Source organism: Streptomyces sp. MB09-02B, from assembly GCF_033794485.1.
In the GTDB taxonomy this organism is placed as follows: Bacteria; Actinomycetota; Actinomycetes; order Streptomycetales; family Streptomycetaceae; genus Streptomyces.
The window spans coordinates 31148-51618 of the sequence record NZ_JARGEE010000004.1 but is presented as its reverse complement, the minus strand read 5'-3'; the positions used below and the strand labels follow the sequence as shown (position 1 = coordinate 51618).

The window sequence follows — 20471 nt, the reverse complement described above, 5'->3', positions numbered from 1 at the left end:
GGGTCCGGCTGGTAGAACGTTCGCCAACACTCGCTTAGGATGCGTCTCATGAGCACTGCGAGGGGCGGGGTCTCCAGCACGCGGGCCCAGGCGTCGGCCCGCACTCGGCGAGCCACGATGCAGGATGTGGCGCGCGAGGCGGGTGTCTCCGTGTCCGCCGTCTCCAAGGTGGTGCGCGACGCCTACGGCGTGAGCGCGGACATGCGGGAGCGTGTCAACTCGGCGATCGAGCGGCTTGGTTATCGTCCGCACGCCGGGGCGAGGGCGATGCGCGGCAGCACGTTCACGGTGGGCATGGTGCTTCCGGACCTCTCCTCGCCGTTCCCCACGGAAGTCGCCCATGGCGTGAGCCGGGAACTGGGTGACACGCCCTTCCAGGAGATCATCGCGCTGGGTGGCGTCGAGCCCGAGACACAGCGCAGGGCCATAGAGGCGTTGGTGGACCGCCATGTCGACGGTCTGGTCCTGGTCGCGCCCTGGCTCGAGGTGGCGTGGATCGAGGAACTGGCCGTCCGGATCCCGGTCGTGGCCGTCGCCCTGCACGGAGCCCCGGGGAACTTCGACACGGTGATCAACGACGACCGGTTGGGCGCGGCCCTGCTCGTCGACCACCTGGCCGCGCTCGGCCATCGGCGAATCGTCCACACCGCGATGCCCGACGGCCCGTTCCGTGAGCCGTTCATGCTCTCCCACACGGCGCGTCGGCGTGGCTACGAGACGGAGATGCGCCGCCGCGACCTGGAACCCGAGGTCGTCGTCACGTCGTACAGCGAGGAAGGCGGACATGAGGCCGCCCAGCAGCTGTTCGCCCGCGCCGAACCGCCGACCGCGATCCTGGCCGGTGCCGACGTCGCCGCGCTGGGCGTCCTGCGCGCGGCCGAGGAGCGAGGCCTGTCCGTCCCCGGTGACGTGTCGATCGTGGGCTACGACAACATCATGCCCAGTCGCATCGGGCGGATCTCCTTGACCACGGTGGACCAGTCGGGGCCGCTGACCGGATCGGTGAGCGCCCGACTGCTGCTCGAGCGCATCCAGGGCCGCAAGAGACCCGTGCACTACGTCATCGCGCCACGGCTCGAGTCCCGCTCCACGGTGGCGGCCCCGCAGTCTGTGGAGCCCTGAGCGGGCGCCGGGAGCCTTCGGGAAACCGCCCCGGGAGTATCACCGCCTTCGTTGACACGGGTGTGGGCGCCTTCCTAGCCGTGAACGTGAAACGTTGCACGTCATGTGTCTACATCCTTGAGGAAGCCGTGACCCACGCGCCGCACAGCCCCCGCGACCAAAGCCCCCCCGCACTGGACCGTCCAGTGGATCGCCAGGCCCGTACCGCCCGAGCAGCGAGTTCAGCGGGCGATCGACGGTGACCACATCGCCTGGGCCGAACCAGGACACGCGCTCGCGCAGTCCTTCACCGCGTCAGGCCCGGTCACCGCCGTCAATCTGGGCGCGGTGCGGCAGGACGGGGAGAACCCGGTGGCCGACATCGAGCTGTGCGACGAAGGTGGGAAATCGCTCGCCTGCACCACCGTCGGCACCGGCCACATCGCCGTGTGGGATCGCTTCACCCACTTCCTCGCCTTCGACCCGCCCCTCCCGCCCGGCACGTACACGCTGCACCTGCGGGCGGTCTCGGGGCGGATCGGCTGGCGTGGGTTCGAGCGGGTCCAAGCGGCCGTCGCGGACGACGGGGTCTCCCCGACGCCCCTGACCGGCACCGCCTACCGTGATGGGGTGCCCGAGCAGGGACTGTGGGGCCAGGTGCCGCGCCCGGCGCTGGCCGGCGATCGTCGCGGCGGCCGTGGCCACCGGTGTCACGCCGCAGGGCGAGGCAGAGGCCGCGGGCAAGGTCAGGCCGTATCTCGACGCCCCGGCCTGGTCCATCACCCAGGCACTGGTTCCGCCGGAGAGCTTCGGCCCCCCCTGCCGACCTGGAAGCCCGGATCGCCGCCATCCTCGGCGACTACCAGGGCTCTGTTGACGGATCTCCGCGGCGTCGCGGCGTCCGGCACGTACTCACGCCGCACGCCGAGCGCACGCGCCGGACGCCGCTCCTTCTCCCACGGAGATCCATCAGGAGAGCCCCAGGGCCGCTGTGGAGACCCCGGCAAGGTACCTTTTCCCCGCATTCCGCCCGGTGTCGGCGGGCTGTATGGCGGGGGTTTTCGTGCGTCCGCGCGTCACGAAACCCGAGGTGCGCGCCGGTTCGGAGCGCACCAGGGGAGCGCGTCCTCGTTCCCGAAACGTGACGTCTCGCCCTGCGCAGTCTATTGACGCTCGAGGTGGCCAGAGTTACGGTCCCGTTCGTAAAACGTTGCACACGCTGTGCGGTGTCTACTTCCTCCACAGCTACCCTTCTCGCATCACTTTGCCCTAAGGGGTCATCAATGAGACGCACACTTCCTCTCGTGACCAAGACCGTTGCTCCGCTGGCCGCGGCGGCTCTCCTGCTCACCGCCTGCACGGGTCAGTCCAGCAGCAACGGCGGCGATGCGGGCTCGGGCGGCACCGGCAAGGACAAGCTGGTCCTCGGCCTGACCGCCGACATGACCGGCTGGGACCCGTCCACCGCGCCCCCCTACCAGGCGTGGGGGTACGAGGCGGCCTACGACAACCTGGCGCAGTGCAACAAGGACGGGAGCCTCGCGCCGGCCGCCGCGACGAGCTGGGAGATCAGCGCTGACAAGAAGTCCTTCACCGCTCACCTGCGGTCGGGCATGAAGTTCTCCGACGGCACCCCGGTCACCGCCCAAACGGTGAAGGAATCCTTCGCGCCGCTGGCCAAGACGGCCTCGGACCGCTACGGCGGCATCAAGTTCGACATCCCCGACTCGCGGACCGCCACCATCACCTGGCCCGACGCACAGCCCCTGATGAGCACCCGGATCTGCGCCGTCAAGCTCGTCTCGGCGAAGTACCTCGCCTCCAAGAGCAGGAACACCGCCCCGGTCGGCTCGGGCCCGTACACCTACGACGCCAAGGCGTCCACCGCCGGCTCGGTCTACGTTCTCAGGAAGAACCCGGACTTCTACGACGCCAAGAAGTACCCGTACAAGATCCTTGAACTGCGCGTCCTGAGCAGCGCCACCGCCGCCCTGAGCGCGCTGAAGACGGGACAGATCGACGGCACGGTCGTCACGGCCGACACCTACAACGAGGCCAAGAAGACGCCGAACGTCAACGTGATGGCGATCGAGTCGGGCGTCACCGCGATGATGCTCACCGACCACGAAGGCAAGAAGATCCCGGCCCTCAAGGACATCCGCGTGCGCAAGGCCATGAACATGGTCTTCGACCGAGACCTCATCGCCAAGAAGCTCTACAAGGGCCTGGCCTCGCCGACCTACCAGTACTTCAACAAGCAGGGCGCGGCCTACGTGAAGGGCAGTGACCCGTACCCGTACAACGTTGCCGAAGCCAAGAAGCTGATGAAGGAGGCCGGTCAGGAAAAGGGGTTCGCCCTCACTCTGCCCACCATGGAGGGCCAGGCGTGGACGGTGCTGCTGCCGTACGTCACCCAGCAGCTCGCCGAACTGAACATCAAGGTGGAGACCAAGACCCTCACCGGCGCCGACGCCATCACCAAGCTGCTCAGCGGTGACTACCCGGCCCCGATGTGGACGGTCGGGGCTATCGCCGATTCCGTGCAGGACATCTCCATCGGCGTCATCCCGGCCGGCTACTGGAACGTCTCCCACCAGCCCGACGCCACGGTCGAGAAGTACTGGAAGACCATCGTCACCGGCAGCAGCAGTGAGTCGAAGGCTGCTCAGCAGGCCATCGGCAAGTACGTCCTGGACAACGCGTGGTACGTCCCGCTGGTCAACCCGCAGGTCTTCTACGCGTACGCCGACAGCATCAAGATCCCCCAGTCCACCGACCCGAACGACGCGCACCCGATCCTGCGCGACTTCAAGTGATCGACACCCCGTTACAGCCCGAAGCGGCCGAACAGAACCCGAAGAGGACGAGGAACGGACCCTGTCATGCCCGCACTGCTCCTGAGGCACCTGGCGCGCGCCTCCGGCATCTTCCTGCTGGTGACCTTCTCCACCTTCTGCCTGATGTACGGCAACGGAGAGGGCGTCGCCAGAGCCACGCTCGGCATGAGCGCGTCCGCCTCCGACGTGCGTCATCGGATGGTCGAGCTCGGGCTGGACCGGCCGCTCCTGGTGCAGTTCGGCGACTGGCTCGGCGGGGTTTTCACCGGTGATTTCGGACAGTCCTACCTCACCGGCCAGTCCGTGGCCGGGGCGCTGCAGGTCCGCGTCCCGGTCACCCTCGCCCTCACTCTGATCACCCTGGTCCTCACCGCCGTCATCAGCGTCGTCCTCGGCGTGACGGCGGCGGTGCGGGGCGGCTGGGTGGACCGGATGGTGCAGTTCCTCTCGGTGCTCGGTACGGCCGTTCCCTCCTTCATCATCGCGATCGTGCTGGTGTTCACCTTCGCCGTGCACTTCAGAGCCTTCCCGGCCACCGGATACACCTCGCCCGAGATCAGCTTCGGCGGGTGGATCTCCTCCGTGACGCTGCCGGTGCTCGCCCTGCTCATCGGGTCCGTGGCGAGTGCCGCGGTCCAGTTCCGGGCGGCGTTCCTCGACAACCTGGGGCGGGACTACGTCCGTACGCTGCGAGCCCGAGGCGTCTCCGAACGCGCGGTGCTCTTCCGTCACATCCTGCGCAACGCGGGCGGCCCCGGTCTCACCGTGCTCAACCTCCAGCTCATCGGCACCCTCGGTGGCGCCGTCTTCGTCGAGCAGATCTTCGCCCTGCCGGGCATGGGCCAGCTCGGCAACCTCTCCGCCCAGTCGGGCGACGTACCCATGGTGATGGGCACGGTCCTCGTCACCATCGCGATCGTGATCGTCGTCAACATCCTCGGCGACCTGGCCACCATGCTCCTCAACCCGAAGGCGAGGACCCGATGACCGCGCCCGACCTCCCGGCGCCCGACGTCGGCACCGCAGCTTCCTCCGTCGCCTCCGCGGAACGCTCCTTGTTCCTACGGCTGCTGCGTAATCCGCAGGCGGCGATCTGTCTCACCTTCGTCGTCCTCATCGCGTTCGTGGCGATCTTCGCACCGCTCCTCGCCCCGTACAGCGCCACCTACACCGACCTTGAGGCCGTGGGCGCCCCCGCCTTCAGCACGGGGCACGTTCTCGGTGGTGACGCGGCCGGGCGCGATGTGCTGTCCCGCCTCATCTGGGGCACCCGGCAGAGCGGGCTCGCCAGCCTCATCGTCCTCGGTGTCTCGCTCGCCGTCGGGGCGGTCGGCGGTCTGGTCGCGGGCTTCTACCGGGGGCGCTTCGAGACCGTCTCCGGCTTCGCCACCGACGTCGTCATGTCGCTGCCCGGCGTCGTCCTGCTCATCGCCCTCTACTCCCTGACCGGTCCGGACATCCCCGTCGCGATGGCCGTGTTCGGCCTCCTGGTCGCTCCCGGCTACTACCGTCTGGTGCGCGGCGTCGTCCTGGGCGTACGCGGAGAGCTGTACGTGGATGCCGCCCGGGTCGTCGGCCTCTCCGACCTGCGCATCGTCGGCCGCCATGTGCTGTGGGCGGTGCGGGTGCCTATCGTCATCCAGAGCTCCTTCGTGCTCGCCGCGGGCATCGGCATCGAGGCCGGTGTCACCTTCCTCGGCCTCGGCGACAGCAACGCGGGCTCGTGGGGTGTGGTGCTGCAGAAGGCCTTCGAGGACATCTACAACAACCCGCTGGGGATCGTCTGGCCGGCCCTGCTGATCAGCCTCACCATCCTGGCGCTCATCCTGCTCGGCAACGCTCTCAGCGACGTCCTGCAGGCATCGGCCCGCAGCAAGCCGGTGACGGCGCGGCAGCGCAAGGTGGCGCTCGCCGCCGGGACAACCGCCGTGGGCGAGCCCGCGGACGACGCACTCCTGTCCCTGCGCGGCATCCGCATCGCCTACCCGCAGGGCGACGAGATCCGCGAGGTGGTGCACGGCGTCGACCTGGACGTGCGGCGCGGCGAGATCCACGGCCTGGTCGGCGAGTCCGGCTCGGGCAAGTCCCAGATCGTCTTCTCCGTGCTCGGCATCCTGCCGCGCGAGGCCCTCACCCTCGCCGGAAGCGTCCACCTCGACGGCGTGGACCTGCTCGCCGACGAAGGCCGGATGCGCGCGGCCCGCGGCCGCCGTATCGCGTACGTCCCCCAGGAGCCGATGTCCAACCTCGACCCCTGTTTCACCATCGGCCGCCAGCTCCTGTACTGGCTGCGCGCGTCCACCGACCTCGGGATCGAAGAGGCCCGGGAACGGATCGTCGCGCTGCTCACGCGGGTCGGCATCCAGGATCCGGAGCGTGTGATGGGTCTGTATCCGCACCAGATTTCCGGTGGTATGGCCCAGCGTGTGCTGATCTGCGGCGCGGTCGCCTCCGACCCCGACGTGATCGTCGCCGACGAGCCGACCACCGCGCTCGACGTCACGGTTCAGGCCGAAGTCCTCGAACTGATGCGCGAGCTGGCGCGCGAACGCGGCCTCGCCATGATCATCGTGACCCACAACCTGGGCGTGGTCGCCGACCTGTGCGACACGGTCAGCGTCATGAAGGACGGCTGGATCGTCGAACAGGCCGCGGTGGACGACCTGTTCGAGTCGCCGCGCGAGCCGTACACCAAGGAACTCCTTTCCGCCTCCCGCCGCGTCGAGCTGATGGAGACCGAGGCCCCGTGACCGAGTCCGCATCCGACACCGCACCGCTCCTCAGGGTCGAGGACCTGGTGGTCCGTTTCGCCGATCGCCGGGGCCGCGGCAAGACGGTCATCGACGGCGTCAGCTTCGACATAGCCCCCGGCGAGACCGTGGGCCTGGTCGGCGAGTCCGGCTCCGGCAAGACCACCATCGGCCGTGCGATCCTGGGCCTCACCCCGGTCAGCGGCGGCGAGATCACCTTTCGCGGCAAGACCATCAGCAACGTCTCGCGCGCCCGCCGACGCAAGATCGCCAGCGATATCCAGGTGGTCTTCCAGGACCCGTACTCGTCGCTCAACCCCGCCATGACCGTGGGCAGCATCCTGGTCGAACCCCTCGACGCGGCCGGCGTCGAGGGCGGAGCGGCCAGGATCCGTGAACTCCTCGACGCGGTCGGCCTTCCCTCCGACTCCGCCCGCCGCTACCCGCGCGAATTCTCCGGCGGCCAGCGCCAGCGCGTCGCCATCGCCCGTGCCCTGGCCCTCGCCCCGTCTGTCATCATCTGCGACGAACCGACCAGCGCCCTGGACGTCACCACCCAGGCCAAGGTCCTGACCCTGCTGAAGAACATCCAGGACGAAACCGGCGTCGCGTACATCTTCATCAGTCATGACCTCGGAGTCGTCAACGACATCAGCGACCGCACCGCAGTCCTGGACGGGGGCCGGATCGTCGAGTTGGGGGAGTCCACCCAGGTCGCGACGGCGCCGGTCCACCCCTATACCCGCAAGCTCCAGATGGCGGCACCGGTCGCGGACCCGAAGCGACAGCGCCTCCGCCGGGCGAAGCGGCTGAGCCTCGCCGCCGACGCGGGCACCGGCGTGCCCGAGAGCACGGACGTCTGCTGACACACCGCCGTGCCCGACGGCCCGCGTACCCCTGAGTCCCGGCGGCTCCCCGGCATGCCCTGTCACCGACGGGGGTGCCCGGCATCCGCCGGAGGCCCGCCATGCCCCGCACCAGCGCGGAACCCACGCCAGCCCCCAACGAACCAGCGCATCACTCCCCTCCCAGGAGAAGCACATGAGCGTACGACGACCCACCCGACGCGACTTCGTCCGCACCTCGGCGGCAGGCACGGCCGTCGTGCTGGGAGCGACCCCGCTGTTGAGTACGCCCGCCTCGGCCGAGGCAAGGCCGACCTGCACGGCGAGCGGCTCCGGCGGACCCATGCAGATCACACCCGACTGCGACGACCCGACGTACAACCGGCCCGTGATCGACAGTGAGGAGGACCTGACCTCCCCCGTGCGGCACAGGAAGGTGTCCGGCCACTTCGAGGGAACGTCCAAGAAGTTCACCATCTACCTGCCGCCCAAGAACCGGTGGCAGGGGAGGTTCTTCCACAAGGTCTATCCGCTCCAGGACGAGCAGGCCCCCGCCGACGTCGTCGCCTTCGGCGCGGCCAGCGGCGCGTACACCGTGCAGACCAACGGAGGTGTCGGCTACCGCGTCGAGGCGGCGGCGGCCAAGTTCTCCAGGACCGTCGCCGCGAAGTACTACCGCTCCGACCGGCGGATCTACGGATACGTCTACGGCGGCAGCGGTGGTTCCTACCAGACCATCGGCGGCATGGAGAACACCGTCGGCGTGTGGGACGGAGCGGTGCCGTTCATCCCCGGCAGCCCGGTGTCCATCCCGAACAGTTTCACCGTGCGCGCCCTGGCCAGGCTCGTGCTGCGGGAGAAGGCCGCCCGCATCGGTGACGCGGTCGCACCCGGCGGCACGGGCGATCCCTACGCCGGGCTCGACAGCGTCGAGCGCGCCATGCTGCGCGAGGTGTCGAGCATGGGTGTTCCGCTCCGGACGTGGGAGGACTACTCCTACGTGCTCAAACTGCCGGTTGACCCCGACAACCTGCTGGGGTTCGTGGCCGTCGTGCGCGCCATGGATCCCACGTACGCGGACGACTTCTGGTCGAAGCCGGGCTACCTGGGCACCGAGCAGTCACCTCTCGGCGACCTGGTCCGTGCCGCGCGGATCGATCACACGGCCACCATCACCGAGGTGCGCCGCAACGCCGACGACGTGCCGACAGCACTGCTCCTTGACAGCGTGCCGTCCACAGCGATCACGACACCCCTCGACTTCACGGTCCGCGGTGCGGACGGCACGACGAACATCGGCACGCTGACAGGTTCGCTGGACGTCACCGCCAAGGTGTTCACCCTCGCGGACGGAAACAGCGCCACCGTCCTCGACGCCCTCGCCGACGGTGGCAGGATCCAGTCCGACAACCGCTGGTTCCTCGCCTTCCACGCCTACCACCGGCACCAGGTTCCGACCCGGCCCGGTTTCCACACCTTCGACCAGTACCGCGGACCGGACGGACAGCCCCTGTACCCGCAGCGGGCGGTCCAGATCGGCCCACTCATGTCCGCCGGCACCAGCGACGGCGGCACGCACACCGGCAAGGTGAACGGCAAGGTCATCGTGGTCGCCAACCTGCTCGACTGCGACGCCTGCCCCGTGCCCGGTGACTGGTACGGAGCCCAGGTGAAGCAGGCCATGGGCGACCGCTTCGACGACACCTACCGGCTCTGGTACAACGACAGCGCCGACCATCTGGAAGGCTCCGCCACCGGGGCCCGTGCGAACCGACTGGTCGACTGGACCGGCATCCTGGAGCACGCGCTGCGTGATCTGAGCGCCTGGGTGGAGAAGGGCAAGGCACCGGCGCGCACGACCGCGTACACCCTGCGCGACAGCCAGGTCGAGGTGCCGACGAGGGCCCGCGCCCGACTGGGTGTCCAGCCCGTCGTCGACCTCACGGTCCGCGGCCGGGACCGCATCGAGGTCGCCGCCGGACGGCCGGTCGTCTTCCGGGCCAGGATCGAGACGCCCCCGAAGGCCGGCCGGATCGTGTCCACCGAGTGGGACTTCACCGGATCCGGAACCTTCACCGCACGCCCCTGCGGCCCCGCGCGGGAAACCGTGGAGGTCCAGACCGCCTTCACCTACGACAAGCCCGGCACGTACTTCGTGGCACTGCGCGCCACCGCTCAGCGCGAGGGTGACGCGCACACGCCGTTCGCCCGGGTGCGCAACCTGGGCCGAGTACGGGTCGTCGTGCGCTGACCCGGGTGCCCGTGCCGGGCTCCTCGCAGCTGCCTCGCGCACGAATTGACACAAGGAACAGAGTGAACACATCACGTCAGCCCCACCATGACGCAGCGAGGGCTCGGCCGTGTCCCTAGCCACCTACCGGGAGTTCCTGCGCACTCCCTCGGTGTCCTGGCTGTTCCTCACCTCGATCGTGGGGCGCTTCAACCAGGGCATGACCAGCCTCGCCCTGCTGATGCTGACCATCGACCGGTCGAGCTACGCGGTGTACAGCGCGGTGTCGGCGGTCGGCATGATCGGAGCCCTGGTCTCCGGACCACTGTTGAGCAGACTGGCCGAGGCGCGCGGCCGTCGCCGGGTCCTCGCCGCCACCGCCGTACTGCACACCGTGGCCATGGGGGCACTGATCCTGGTGCCCCCGGAGCCGGTACTACTGGTCGGCCTGTCCCTGTGCCTGGGGCTGTGCACGCCTCCGTTGACCTCGACGGTCCGGGCGACCGTGCCGATGCTGGTCCGTCCGGAACAGGGACGTACCTTCTTCGCACTTGAGGCGACCGCGCAGGAGGTCGTCTTCGTCGTGGGGCCGGTGATCACGTCGTCCCTGGCCGCCTTCGGCGGGCCCCGTCTCGCGCTCGCCGCGTGCGGCACGCTCGTTCTCGTCGGCACGCTCGCCTACGCGGCGGGCCGCGACGCGGAGGCCGGTCGGGTGGCTGTGGCGCCTGTCCGCGGCGGGGCCGTGCTGCGGGTGCGGGGCCTGCCCCGTCTCTTCGCGGCGGGAGCGCTGCTGACCTGCGCGCTGGCCGCCCAGGTCCTCGGCGTGGTCGCCCTGGTGAGCGGCTCCGAAGTGTCGACGGATGCGGGATTCGTGCTCGCGGTGGGCAGCCTCGGGTCTCTCGTGGGCGGGCTGGTCCATGGTGCGCGCAGGCGTCAGAAGGCGAGGCTGCGGCGCCCGTTGCTGTACGTGGCGGCGGGACTGGGGCTGCTGGCGCTCACCACGGGCCAGACCGCTGTGACCGTCTTGCTCTTCTTCTGGGGCATGACCGTCGCACCCGCGCTGTCCAGCCTCTTCGAGCGGCTGTCCGCGACAGCGCCGACGGGCTCCGCCGCCGAGGCGTTCGGATGGATGGGCAGCGTGCTCGCCATCGGCAACGTGGCCGGGACCACTCTCGCGGGGCTGCTCGTCACCGGCTGGGGAGCGCGTGCCCCGCTGGCCGCGGCAGCTGTTCTCGCGCTGCTCGCGGCGCTGGTGTGCGAGCCCTGGCGCAGATCCGGACGGCGGGGCGCCACCCCGTTCGACAGGACGACCGACCAGAAAACGGATCAGCCCGCGAAGCCGTCGGCGTCCCCGGGCGACCCCGCGACCTTCGCACCCTCGACAAGGCAGGACCAGCCATGATCTCACCGAACCCGCACCCGGCCAGCTCGCTGCCGAACCCGCTGATCCCCGGCTTCAACCCGGACCCCAGCTGTGTCCTGGTCGACGGCACCTGGTACCTGGTCACGTCGTCGTTCGAGTATCTGCCGGCGCTGCCGGTCCACCGCAGCACCGACTTCGTCACCTGGGAACACATCGGCAACGTGGCGACGCGTGAGGAGCAGGTCGGAGTCGCGAACGTGCCGGATTCCGGGGGAGTGTGGGCCCCGACCATCCGTCACCACGACGGTCTCTTCCATGTGATCGTCACGGTGGCCACCAGTTCACGCGGCTGCGTCGTGTTCACCGCCGCCGATCCGGCCGGGCCCTGGAGCGAGGGCACCACCCTCGACGGAATCATCGGCATCGATCCCGATCTGGCCTGGGACGAGACCGGCTCCGCGTATGTCACCTACAGCGGCCTGCACCTGGACGGGACGACGGTCGTCGAGCACCGGGGCATCCTCCAGGCCAGGGTCGACCTCGGCGAGGGACGGGTGCTGGAGGAACCCCGGGAGCTGTGGTCCGGAACGGGGCTGGTCGCCCCCGAGGCACCGCACCTGTTCCGGCGCGGGGACCACTGGTACCTGATGATCGCCGAAGGCGGCACCGGGTACGGCCACGCGGTGAGCGTCGCCCGGGGCCCGAGCATCGAGGGGCCGTTCGAAGGAGCCCCGGGCAACCCGGTGTTGTGCGCCTCGGGCACCGACCGCTCCGTCCAGTGCACCGGCCACGCCGATCTGGTCCGCGGCCCGCACGGCGAAGACGTTCTGGTGCTGCTCGGCACACGCACGGCCGGCAAGGCCTCGCCCCTGGGCCGGGAAACGTTCGTCACCGGCGTGGAATGGGTCGACGACTGGCCGTGCCCGGCGCCCGTGGAGGTGAACCCGCGCCCGGAGCCACTGGACGAGTACTTCGAGTTCACCGACCCGGCCGCCCTGGCCGACCCAGGCTGGCTGGCGGCGGGCCGCACCCCCGCCGACGTCGCGTCCCTCGACGCACGACCCGGTCACCTGACCGTGAGCGCGGGCTCCGGCGGCCTGGACACCTTCCGGCCCGACTTCGTCGGCCGTCGGCAGCGCCATCTGAACAGCGTGTTCGAGGCCCGCGTCGACCCGGCGGACGGCAGGGGCGGGCTCGGTCTGCGCTTCGACGAGCGGCACACGGTCACACTGGTCGCCGAACGGGCACCGTCCGGAGACCGCCTCCTGATCACCGCACGAGGCAGCCTGCCCGGCCTGACCCAGACCTGGACCGCCGAGGTGCCGGGCCACCAGGTGCTCCTGCGGCTCGAAACCCGAGTGCCCGAGCCGCACGAGGTGCCCTGGCTCCCGCCGGGCGACACGATCAGGCTGGTCGTCGAGGACGAGTCCGGCACCGGGACGACGCTCGCCGAACTGGACGGCCGCTTCTGGTCCGTCGAACTGGCGTCACCGTTCACCGGCCGAGTGACCGGCGTGTTCGCCGAGCACGGCACCGTCCACTTCGCCGACTTCCGCTACCACGGAGAGGGCTCGTCATGACCTCGCTGCCGCGCCACGTCCTGTTCGGCGCGGCCTACTACCACGAGTACCAGCCGTACGACCGTCTCGAGGACGACCTCGACCTGATGGCCGAGGCCCACTTCACCGTCATCAGAGTCGGCGAGTCCGTCTGGTCCACCTGGGAACCGGAGAACGGCCGCTTCGACCTCGACTGGCTCCAGCCCGTCCTGGACGGCGCCCACGAGCGCGGCATCTTTGTCCTCCTGGGGACACCGACGTACGCGGTGCCGCCGTGGCTCGCCCGGCAGTACCCGGAGATCGCGGGGGAGCGGAGCACCGGTCGGCGCATCCCCTGGGGCGCCCGGCAGGAGGCCGACATCACCCACCCGGCGTTCCGCTTCCACGCCGAGCGGGTGATCCGCAGAATCCTCGAACGGTACGCCGGCCACCCGGCCGTCATCGGATTCCAGGTCGACAACGAACCCGGCAACGAACTCCTCCACAACCACGGCGTGTTCCAGCGCTTCGTCGACCATCTGCGGGCGAAGTACGGCGACGTGGAGACCCTCAACCGCGCATGGGGCCTGGTCTACTGGTCGCACCGGCTCTCCACCTGGGCCGACCTGTGGACGCCCGACGGCAACGCCCAGCCCCAGTACGACATCGCGTGGCGGGAGTTCCAGGCCCGGCAGGTGAACGAGTACATCGCCTGGCAGGCCGGCATCGTGCGGGAGTACGCGCGCCCGGAGCAGTTCGTCACCACCTGCGTCGACTACGGCCGCCCGGCGGTCGACGACGACACGATGACCGACGCCCTCGACGTCTCGTCGGGCAACGCCTACTACGAGACACAGGACGCGCTGGCACTGCCAGGCACGGACGTGCCCGTCCGGCACCCGTGGAAGGCCATGGGCCCGCGCGGGCTGTACCTGAGGGCCGACCGCATGTACTCCTCGCGCCGGGAACCCTTCCTCGTCACCGAGACCAACGCGGGAGGCGTGGGCGGCCCGTTCGAGAACCGTCCCCCGTATGACGGACAACTCCGCCAGGCCGCCTGGGCCTTCGTGTCTCGGGGAGCGCGGATGATCGAGTACTGGCACTGGCACACCCTGCACTTCGGCGGCGAGACCTACTGGGGCGGTGTGCTGCCGCACAGTGGCCGACCCGGCCGGATCCACGCGGAAGTGGCCCGCATCGGCGCCGAGTTCGAGGCGGCGGGAGACCTGGTGGTGGACCTGGTCCCGGACTCGGACGTCACCCTCGTCTACTCACGCCCCACCAAGTGGCTGATGGAGAGATACCCACCGCTCGCCCACCCGGACGGCAGCGCCGACCCCGACTCCTACGACGCCCTGTTCGACCCCTTCCACCGAGGTGCGTTCGACGCCCGGCTCCAGGCACGCATCGTGCACGCCCGGGAACTCGCCGACACGCCTCCCGAGCAGGCGGCCCGGCAGCACCGCGTGCTGGTCGCCTCCGGCCTGTACCTCGCCGACGACCGGACGCTCGACTGGCTCGGGGCCTACGCGGAGGCGGGTGGCCATCTGGTCCTGGGGCCGCGCACCGGGTACGGCGACGAGGAGGGCCGTGCCCGCACCGACACCATGCCGGCCCGGCTGGCCGGCGCCGCGGGCGTGCACTACGCGGAGTTCGGCAATCTGAACGAACCGGTGCCCGTCATCACCGCCCACGCGGCTCTGACGAACGGCGGGCCGGCCACGGCCACCCGATGGGCCGACAGCCTCGTCGTGGACGACGCCACCGTCCTGGCGCGATACGAACACCCCCATCTGGGCCGGTGGCCGGCCGTCACCACACGCCGGGTCGGCGAGGGGCGCATCACCTGCGTCGGCACCGTGCCCGACGAGGACTTGGCCAAGGCGCTGATGGCGTGGGCGTGTCCGTCGCCCCTCGGCGCCTGGCCGGACCTGCCCGCGAGCGTGACCCGCACGAGCGCGACCGCGGCCGACGGCCGTCGCGTCCACTTCCTGCACAACTGGTCCTGGGCGTCGCAGCCCGTGCGGCTTCCCCAGGCGTTGCGGGACGCCGTCAGCGGCCGGCCCTGCGCGGAGGGCGAGTACCTCGAACTGGGGCCGTGGGACGTCCGCGTGCTCACGTAGGGCACCGATGGCTGGCCGGCGTGGCCCGTTCCATCGGCGAGGGCCGCGGCTGTTGTTCACAGCCGCGGCCCTCGATGTCGTAAGCCGGGTCAGGATCTGGCAGTGGGGATCCTGTCCGTCCCGGGTGCGGCGGGCGAGGCGGAACGGGTGCGGGCAGCAGTGCGCTGGCGCTGGATGCCCATGGCGACCAGTACGGCGGTGAGGCCGAGGGAGAGGCCGAGTTCGAGGCGGTGTTCGGGCAGGACGGCCATGAGGACGAGGACGGCGACGATGAAGGCGATGGTGGCCAGGGTCAGGTAGGGGAAGGCCCACATGCGTACGTCGGAGTCGTTGTCGTTGCGGCGGCCGGTGGCGTATTGCGTCAGGGCGATGACCAGGTAGGTGATCAGGGCGATGGCGCCGCTGGAGGCGAGGAGGTAGGTGAAGACGCTGGGGAGGACGTAGTTGGCGCCGACCGCGACGACGCCGACGGCGGTGGAGGCGATCACGGCGGTGCGGGGGACGCCGGTCGTGGAGACTCTGCCGAACGCGGCGGGTGCGTCGTCGCGCTGCGCGAGGGAGAACGCCATGCGGGAGGCCGTGTAGATGGCGGAGTTGAGACAGCTGCAGACGGCGAGGATCACGACCACGTCCATGATCTGCGAGGCGCCGGGGATGCCCATGCGGTCCAGGGCTGCCTGGTAGGAGCCGTGGGCGAGGTCGTCGGCGTTCCAGGGGACGAGACTGACCACGATGAAGATCGAGCCGAGGTAGAACAGTCCCAGGCGCCACACGATGGCGCGGATGGCCTTCTTGATGTTCTTCTTCGGTTCGTCGGACTCGGCGGCGGCGATGGTGACGATCTCGCTGCCCTGGAAGGCGAACATGGCGGTGAGCAGGCCGGCGAGGATCGCGAAGCTGCCCTCAGGTGCGAATCCTCCGTGGTCCCACAGGCGGGACACGCCGCTGGTGTCGGATCCGGGCAGGGCGCCGGTGATGGCGAGGAAGCCCAGGATCAGGAAGCCGACGATGGCGATGACCTTGAGCAGGGCGAACCAGTACTCGCACTCCCCGTAGTTCTTGACGGAGAGGAGGTTGCTGGCCGTGAGCAGGGCGATGACGGCCAGGGAAGGGATCCAGGCGGGCACGGAGAGCAGGGGGCCGAGGATCGCTCCGGCGGCGATGGCTTCGATCGGGATGACCAGGACGTAGAACCACCAGTAGAGCCAGCCGATGGAGAAGCCCGCCCAGCGGCCCAGGGCGCGGTCGGCATAGGTGGAGAAGGAGCCGGTGTCGGGGTTGGCGGCGGCCATCTCGCCGAGCATCTGCATGACCAGGACGACCAGGGCGGCTGCAATCGCGAAGGAGATCAGGACGGCCGGGCCGGCGGCGGCGATCGCGTTGGAGGAGCCGACGAACAGGCCGGCGCCGATGACGCCGCCGATGGAGATCATGGTGACCTGGCGGCTCTTGAGGCCGGTGGCGAGTCCGTTCTGGGCTGGGGCGGAGGACGGTCTTCGGGGCTGCGTCATCGTGTGTCCCTCAAGGGTGGGCGGCGGGGGAGGTGCAGGAGTGTGTGTGGGCAGCACGAACCGGCGGCCTCGCTGGGCACTTTGTGCGAAGAGAGGCCGGGGGCGTGGATTCTCCGTGCGGCGGGTGAAGGTGGTCGGTCACGTCCGGCGACGGAGGTGAACGGGCTCCGGTGCTGCAACACCGTAGGAACTCCTCGGCCATAGAACAACGGCCAAGTTTCTTCGCAAGTCCATAGTGTTCCGCTATGCCGAGCGGGGTGCTTCGCCCGTATTCGAGACCCGTCGTCAGGGCACGGTGAGTGGCGGCGGCGGACAGTCACCGTGCTGGCCGCCGGCTGGAGCGCCGGTATACCGCTTATCCGGCGAAGAAGCGGCTCAACTGTCCGGGCGAGGCAGTGATCTCCGCCGTGCCGTGCGGACCGGCCTGGTGTTCGACGAGCGCGTCCCAGGCCATGCGGGCCATTTCCCGGGTCGCGGGGGACAGGACCTGGCCGCGCCGCCGGACCAGGGCAAGGGTGTCGTAGAGGGGCTCGGCGAACGGGACGGTGTGGAGATTCGCGGGCATGGCGTCGGAGAGGGTGGCGGCCCGGCACATCACGGAATCGCCGAAGCCCTCGCTGACCAGGGCGAGCGCGCTGCTGAGATATTCGACCTCGATGACCGGCTCGATCCGCCGACCCGCGAACTGGGCCCGCTCGTTGAGCTGGCGTCGGGCCGGATCGGTGGTGGCGTAGTGGGCGTCGTACAGGACCAGCGGCACGCTGCAGAAGTCGTCGATGGTGGGCGCGGTGTGCGCGCGGGCGGCGTCGGCGGTGACGTACAGGAGTTCGTCGCGGGCCAGCGGCATGATGTCCAGGTCCTCGTCGGGGACGGGGAGGGTGACCAGACCCGCTTCGAGGGTGCCGGAGGCGACGGCCTGGGCGGTCTCGGCGCTGTTCTGCCCGACCAGGCGGATACGGACGTCCGGGTAGCGGGTGCGGAAACGCTGGGCGAGGTTGGTGCGCAGGTAGTGGTCCGCGTTGCGCAGGAGCCCGAACGTGGCCGTGCCCCCGGCGAGGTCGAGCTGGGAGCGCACGGCCTGGGCGCCCAGGCGGGCCGAGGCGACGGCCTGCTCGGCATGGGGCAGCAGCTGCTCACCGGCGGCGGTGAGGACCAGGGAGCGGCCGCGCTGGAAGAGCTTCGTGCCGAGTTCGTCCTCGAGGCGGCGGATGAGGTCGGAGATGGCGGGCTGACTCATCCTGAGTTCGTCGGCCGCCCCGGTGAACGTTCCCCTGGCCGCGGCCGCGACGAACGCCTGCAACTGCATCAGCGTCATAAGGGAACGCTATCACCAGGCCAAGAAGACTGGTGGTTGTGCTATATCGACTGGGGTTTCTAGCCTGCCAGGAAGGCACCGGCCACGCCGGTCTCGCGTCCTTTCCCGTCAGGAGCCGTCAGTGAAGAAGTACGTCAAGCAGTCCGCCGGATCCGCGGTGGTCGGTCCCTCCAGTGAGTCCGTCCGGACGACGGTCGAGGCCGTGATCGCCGACGTACGTGCCCGCGGGGACGAGGCGGTACGTGAGTACTCGGAGAAGTTCGACCAGTTCTCGCCCGCCTCGTTCCGGCTGAGCCAGGACGACATCGACGCGGCGATCGCCCGCGTACCGGAGCAGACCCTCGCCGACATCAGGACGGTCCAGGCGAACGTGCGGCGCTTCGCCGAATTCCAGCGCGCGTCCCTGCGCGACTTCGAGGCCGAGGTGACACCCGGAGTACTGCTGGGACAGAAGAACGTGCCCGTCGACGCGGTCGGCGCCTATGTGCCCGGCGGCCGCTACCCGCTGCTTGCCTCGGCGCACATGACCATCACGACGGCCAAGGTCGCCGGGGTGAGGCGGGTCGCCGCCTGCACTCCCGCCCCCGGCGGGAACCTCCCGGACGCCTCGATCGCCGCCATGCACCTGGCCGGGGCGGACGAGATCTACCTGCTCGGCGGGGTGCAGGCCGTCACCGCGCTCGCCCTCGGCACGGAGACGATCGAGCCGACCAACATGCTGGTCGGTCCGGGCAACGCCTTCGTCGCCGAGGCCAAGCGGCAGCTGTTCGGGGAGGTCGGCATCGACCTGTTCGCCGGCCCCACCGAGGTCCTCATCGTCGCCGACGAGACCGCGGACGCCTTCCTCACCGCGGTCGACCTGCTCAGCCAGGCCGAGCACGGCCCGGACTCGCCCGCCGTCCTCATCACCACCTCCGAGACCCTCGCCCACGACGTGCTCGCCGAAGTCGACCGGCAGTTGCGGAACCTGTCCACCCGCGAGGTCGCCGGCGCCGCCTGGCGCGACCACGGCGAGATCATCGTCGTCGACAGCCTCACCGAGGCGTACACGCTCGCCGACGAGTTCGCCAGTGAGCACGTCCAGATCTTCACCCGCGACCCGCGCGAAGCCCTTCGGACCATGACCAACTACGGCGCGCTCTTCCTGGGCGAGAACACGTGCGTCTCCTTCGGCGACAAGGTGATCGGCACCAACCACGTCCTGCCCACCCGGCTCGCAGCCCGATACACAGGCGGCCTGTGGGTGGGCAAGTACCTCAAGACCGTCACGTACCAGGAGATCACCACCCTGGACGCGTCCGCCGACCTCGGCGCACTCCTCGGCCGGGCAGCGCGCGCGGAGAACTTCGAAGGCCATGCCCGCTCCGGCGACGCCCGCGTCGCCCGCGCCCACGGCACCCGCCCCGACTGGGCCCTGAGGGGCGAAGGCGCATGACCACCGCAGCTCCCCGCACGCGGCGAGAGCACGACCTGCTCGGGGACCGCGACGTCCCCGAGCAGGTGTACTGGGGCATCCACACCCTCCGCGCGCAGGAGAACTTCCCTCTGTCCGGCGAACGCGTCGGCGACGCACCCGACCTGGTGCGCGCCCTCGCCCTGGTGAAGAAGGCCGCGGCGCTCAGCAACGCCCGCCTCGGACTGCTGCCGCCCCGCACGGCCTCCGCCATCACCGCCGCCTGCGACCGCATCGCCGAGGGCGAGTTTCACGACCAGTTCCCCGTCAGCCTCGTGCAGGGCGGCGCCGGAACCTCGACGAACATGAACGCCAACGAGGTCATCGCCAACGTCGCCCTCGAACACCTCGGCCACCCGTGCGGCACGTACACCGTCATCCACCCCAACGAGCACGTGAACCTGGGGCAGTCGACCAACGACGTCTACCCCACCGCGCTGAAACTGGCGGCGATCACGGCCACCCACCGCCTCATCGACTCCCTGGCGCACATCGAGGACGCCTTCGCCCGCAAGGCACACGAGTTCAGGGACGTCGTCAAGGTCGGCCGGACGCAGCTCCAGGACGCCGTCCCGATGACGTTGGGCCAGGAGTTCGGCACCTACCGGGTGATGGTCGCGGAGGACATCGCACGCCTGCGGGAGGCGCTCGTCCACCTTCACGAGATCAACCTCGGCGCCACCGCCATCGGCACCGGGCTCAACGCCCACCCCGACTACGCGACAGCCGTACGTGAGCACCTCACCGCCCTGACCGGGCTCGCGCTGGTCACCGCCCCCGACCTGGTGGAAGCCACCCAGGACTGCGGTGCCTTCGTCCTGCTGTCGGGAACCGTCAAACGTACCGCCGTCAAGCTCTCCAAGATCTGCAACGACCTCAGACTGCTGTCCTCCGGCCCCCGCACCGGGCTCGGCGAGATCACCCTGCCCGCCCGGCAGGCCGGATCGAGCATCATGCCCGGCAAGATCAACCCCGTCATCCCCGAACTGGTCAACCAGGTCGTCTTCAGCGTCATCGGCAACGACACCACCATCACCATGGCCGCCGAAGCCGGTCAGCTCCAGCTCAACGCCTTCGAACCGGTCATCGCCTCCTGCCTGTTCCGCGGCATCGGCCACCTCACCGAGGCCGTCACCACGCTCGCCGACCACTGCGTCGACGGCATCACCGCCAACACCGGGCACCTGGCTCGCATCGTGGACAACAGCATCGCCACGGTGACCGTCCTCAACCCGCACATCGGCTACCAGGCCGCCACCGACGTCGCCACCGAAGCCCTGGAGACCGGCAGGCCGGTCACCCAGATCGTGCGCGAGCGCGGCCTGCTCGACGACCACACCGTCGACGAACTCCTCCGCCCCGCCAGACTGGCCCACGGGGCCCTTCCATAGCCTCGACCGGCCCC

At 69.9% G+C, this 20471-nt stretch carries 14 protein-coding genes; 11 read left to right on the top strand and 3 right to left on the bottom strand.

The genetic code is table 11. From position 1 onward, the window contains the following. The first annotated feature begins 48 nt into the window (after positions 1-48). Positions 49-1122, top strand: coding sequence for a LacI family DNA-binding transcriptional regulator (locus P1P70_RS01515; RefSeq protein WP_319233887.1), 1074 nt, complete (start codon positions 49-51; stop codon positions 1120-1122). 294 nt (positions 1123-1416) lie between these two features. Here the strand turns inward: P1P70_RS01515 and P1P70_RS01510 are convergent, their stop codons facing one another. Beyond that, entirely contained in the window at positions 1417-1884 is a 468-nt protein-coding gene (locus P1P70_RS01510) for a hypothetical protein (protein ID WP_319233885.1), read from the bottom strand. Between the two features lie 521 nt (positions 1885-2405). On the opposite strand from P1P70_RS01510, the gene P1P70_RS01505 reads away from it, so the two are divergent. From P1P70_RS01505 to P1P70_RS01470, 8 genes are all read left to right on the top strand, one after another. After that, a complete protein-coding gene (locus tag P1P70_RS01505) occupies positions 2406-3917 on the top strand; it encodes an ABC transporter substrate-binding protein (protein ID WP_319233883.1) in 1512 nt (503 codons plus the stop codon). A 66-nt stretch (positions 3918-3983) separates the two neighbouring features. Next, positions 3984-4925, top strand: a complete 942-nt coding sequence (locus tag P1P70_RS01500) for an ABC transporter permease (RefSeq protein ID WP_319233881.1) — start codon at positions 3984-3986, stop codon at positions 4923-4925. Then, on the top strand, positions 4922-6688 hold the full coding sequence (locus P1P70_RS01495) for a dipeptide/oligopeptide/nickel ABC transporter permease/ATP-binding protein (protein ID WP_319233879.1): 1767 nt from the start codon (positions 4922-4924) through the stop codon (positions 6686-6688). The genes P1P70_RS01500 and P1P70_RS01495 overlap by 4 nt, the downstream gene beginning before the upstream one ends. Continuing rightward, a complete protein-coding gene (locus P1P70_RS01490) occupies positions 6685-7554 on the top strand; it encodes an ATP-binding cassette domain-containing protein (RefSeq protein ID WP_319233878.1) in 870 nt (289 codons plus the stop codon). Before P1P70_RS01495 ends, P1P70_RS01490 begins: the two co-directional genes overlap by 4 nt. 175 nt (positions 7555-7729) lie before the next feature. Beyond that, positions 7730-9784, top strand: coding sequence for a PKD domain-containing protein (locus tag P1P70_RS01485; protein WP_319233876.1), 2055 nt, complete (start codon positions 7730-7732; stop codon positions 9782-9784). 109 nt (positions 9785-9893) lie between these two features. Then, complete coding sequence (locus P1P70_RS01480; RefSeq protein ID WP_319233874.1) at positions 9894-11165, top strand: MFS transporter; 1272 nt, start codon at positions 9894-9896, stop codon at positions 11163-11165. Beyond that, positions 11162-12706: a glycoside hydrolase family 43 protein gene (locus P1P70_RS01475; protein WP_319233872.1), complete on the top strand. Its 1545-nt coding sequence runs from the start codon at positions 11162-11164 to the stop codon at positions 12704-12706. The genes P1P70_RS01480 and P1P70_RS01475 overlap by 4 nt, the downstream gene beginning before the upstream one ends. Beyond that, the gene (locus P1P70_RS01470) at positions 12703-14787 is read left to right on the top strand and encodes a beta-galactosidase (RefSeq protein WP_319233870.1); all 2085 of its coding nucleotides are present in this window, start codon (positions 12703-12705) and stop codon (positions 14785-14787) included. Before P1P70_RS01475 ends, P1P70_RS01470 begins: the two co-directional genes overlap by 4 nt. Positions 14788-14876: 89 nt before the next feature. Here P1P70_RS01470 and P1P70_RS01465 read toward each other — a convergent pair whose 3' ends face one another. Beyond that, the gene (locus P1P70_RS01465; RefSeq protein ID WP_319233869.1) at positions 14877-16298 is read right to left on the bottom strand and encodes an amino acid permease; all 1422 of its coding nucleotides are present in this window, start codon (positions 16296-16298) and stop codon (positions 14877-14879) included. A 355-nt stretch (positions 16299-16653) separates the two neighbouring features. Beyond that, a complete protein-coding gene (locus tag P1P70_RS01460) occupies positions 16654-17613 on the bottom strand; it encodes a LysR family transcriptional regulator (protein ID WP_319233867.1) in 960 nt (319 codons plus the stop codon). 121 nt (positions 17614-17734) lie between these two features. Between P1P70_RS01460 and hisD the strand changes: the two genes are divergently transcribed. Both hisD and P1P70_RS01450 read left to right on the top strand, forming a co-directional pair. Further along, on the top strand, positions 17735-19048 hold the full coding sequence (gene hisD / locus P1P70_RS01455) for a histidinol dehydrogenase (RefSeq protein WP_413471402.1): 1314 nt from the start codon (positions 17735-17737) through the stop codon (positions 19046-19048). After that, positions 19045-20457, top strand: a complete 1413-nt coding sequence (locus tag P1P70_RS01450; protein WP_319233865.1) for an aspartate ammonia-lyase — start codon at positions 19045-19047, stop codon at positions 20455-20457. Before hisD ends, P1P70_RS01450 begins: the two co-directional genes overlap by 4 nt. Positions 20458-20471: the final 14 nt, after the last annotated feature.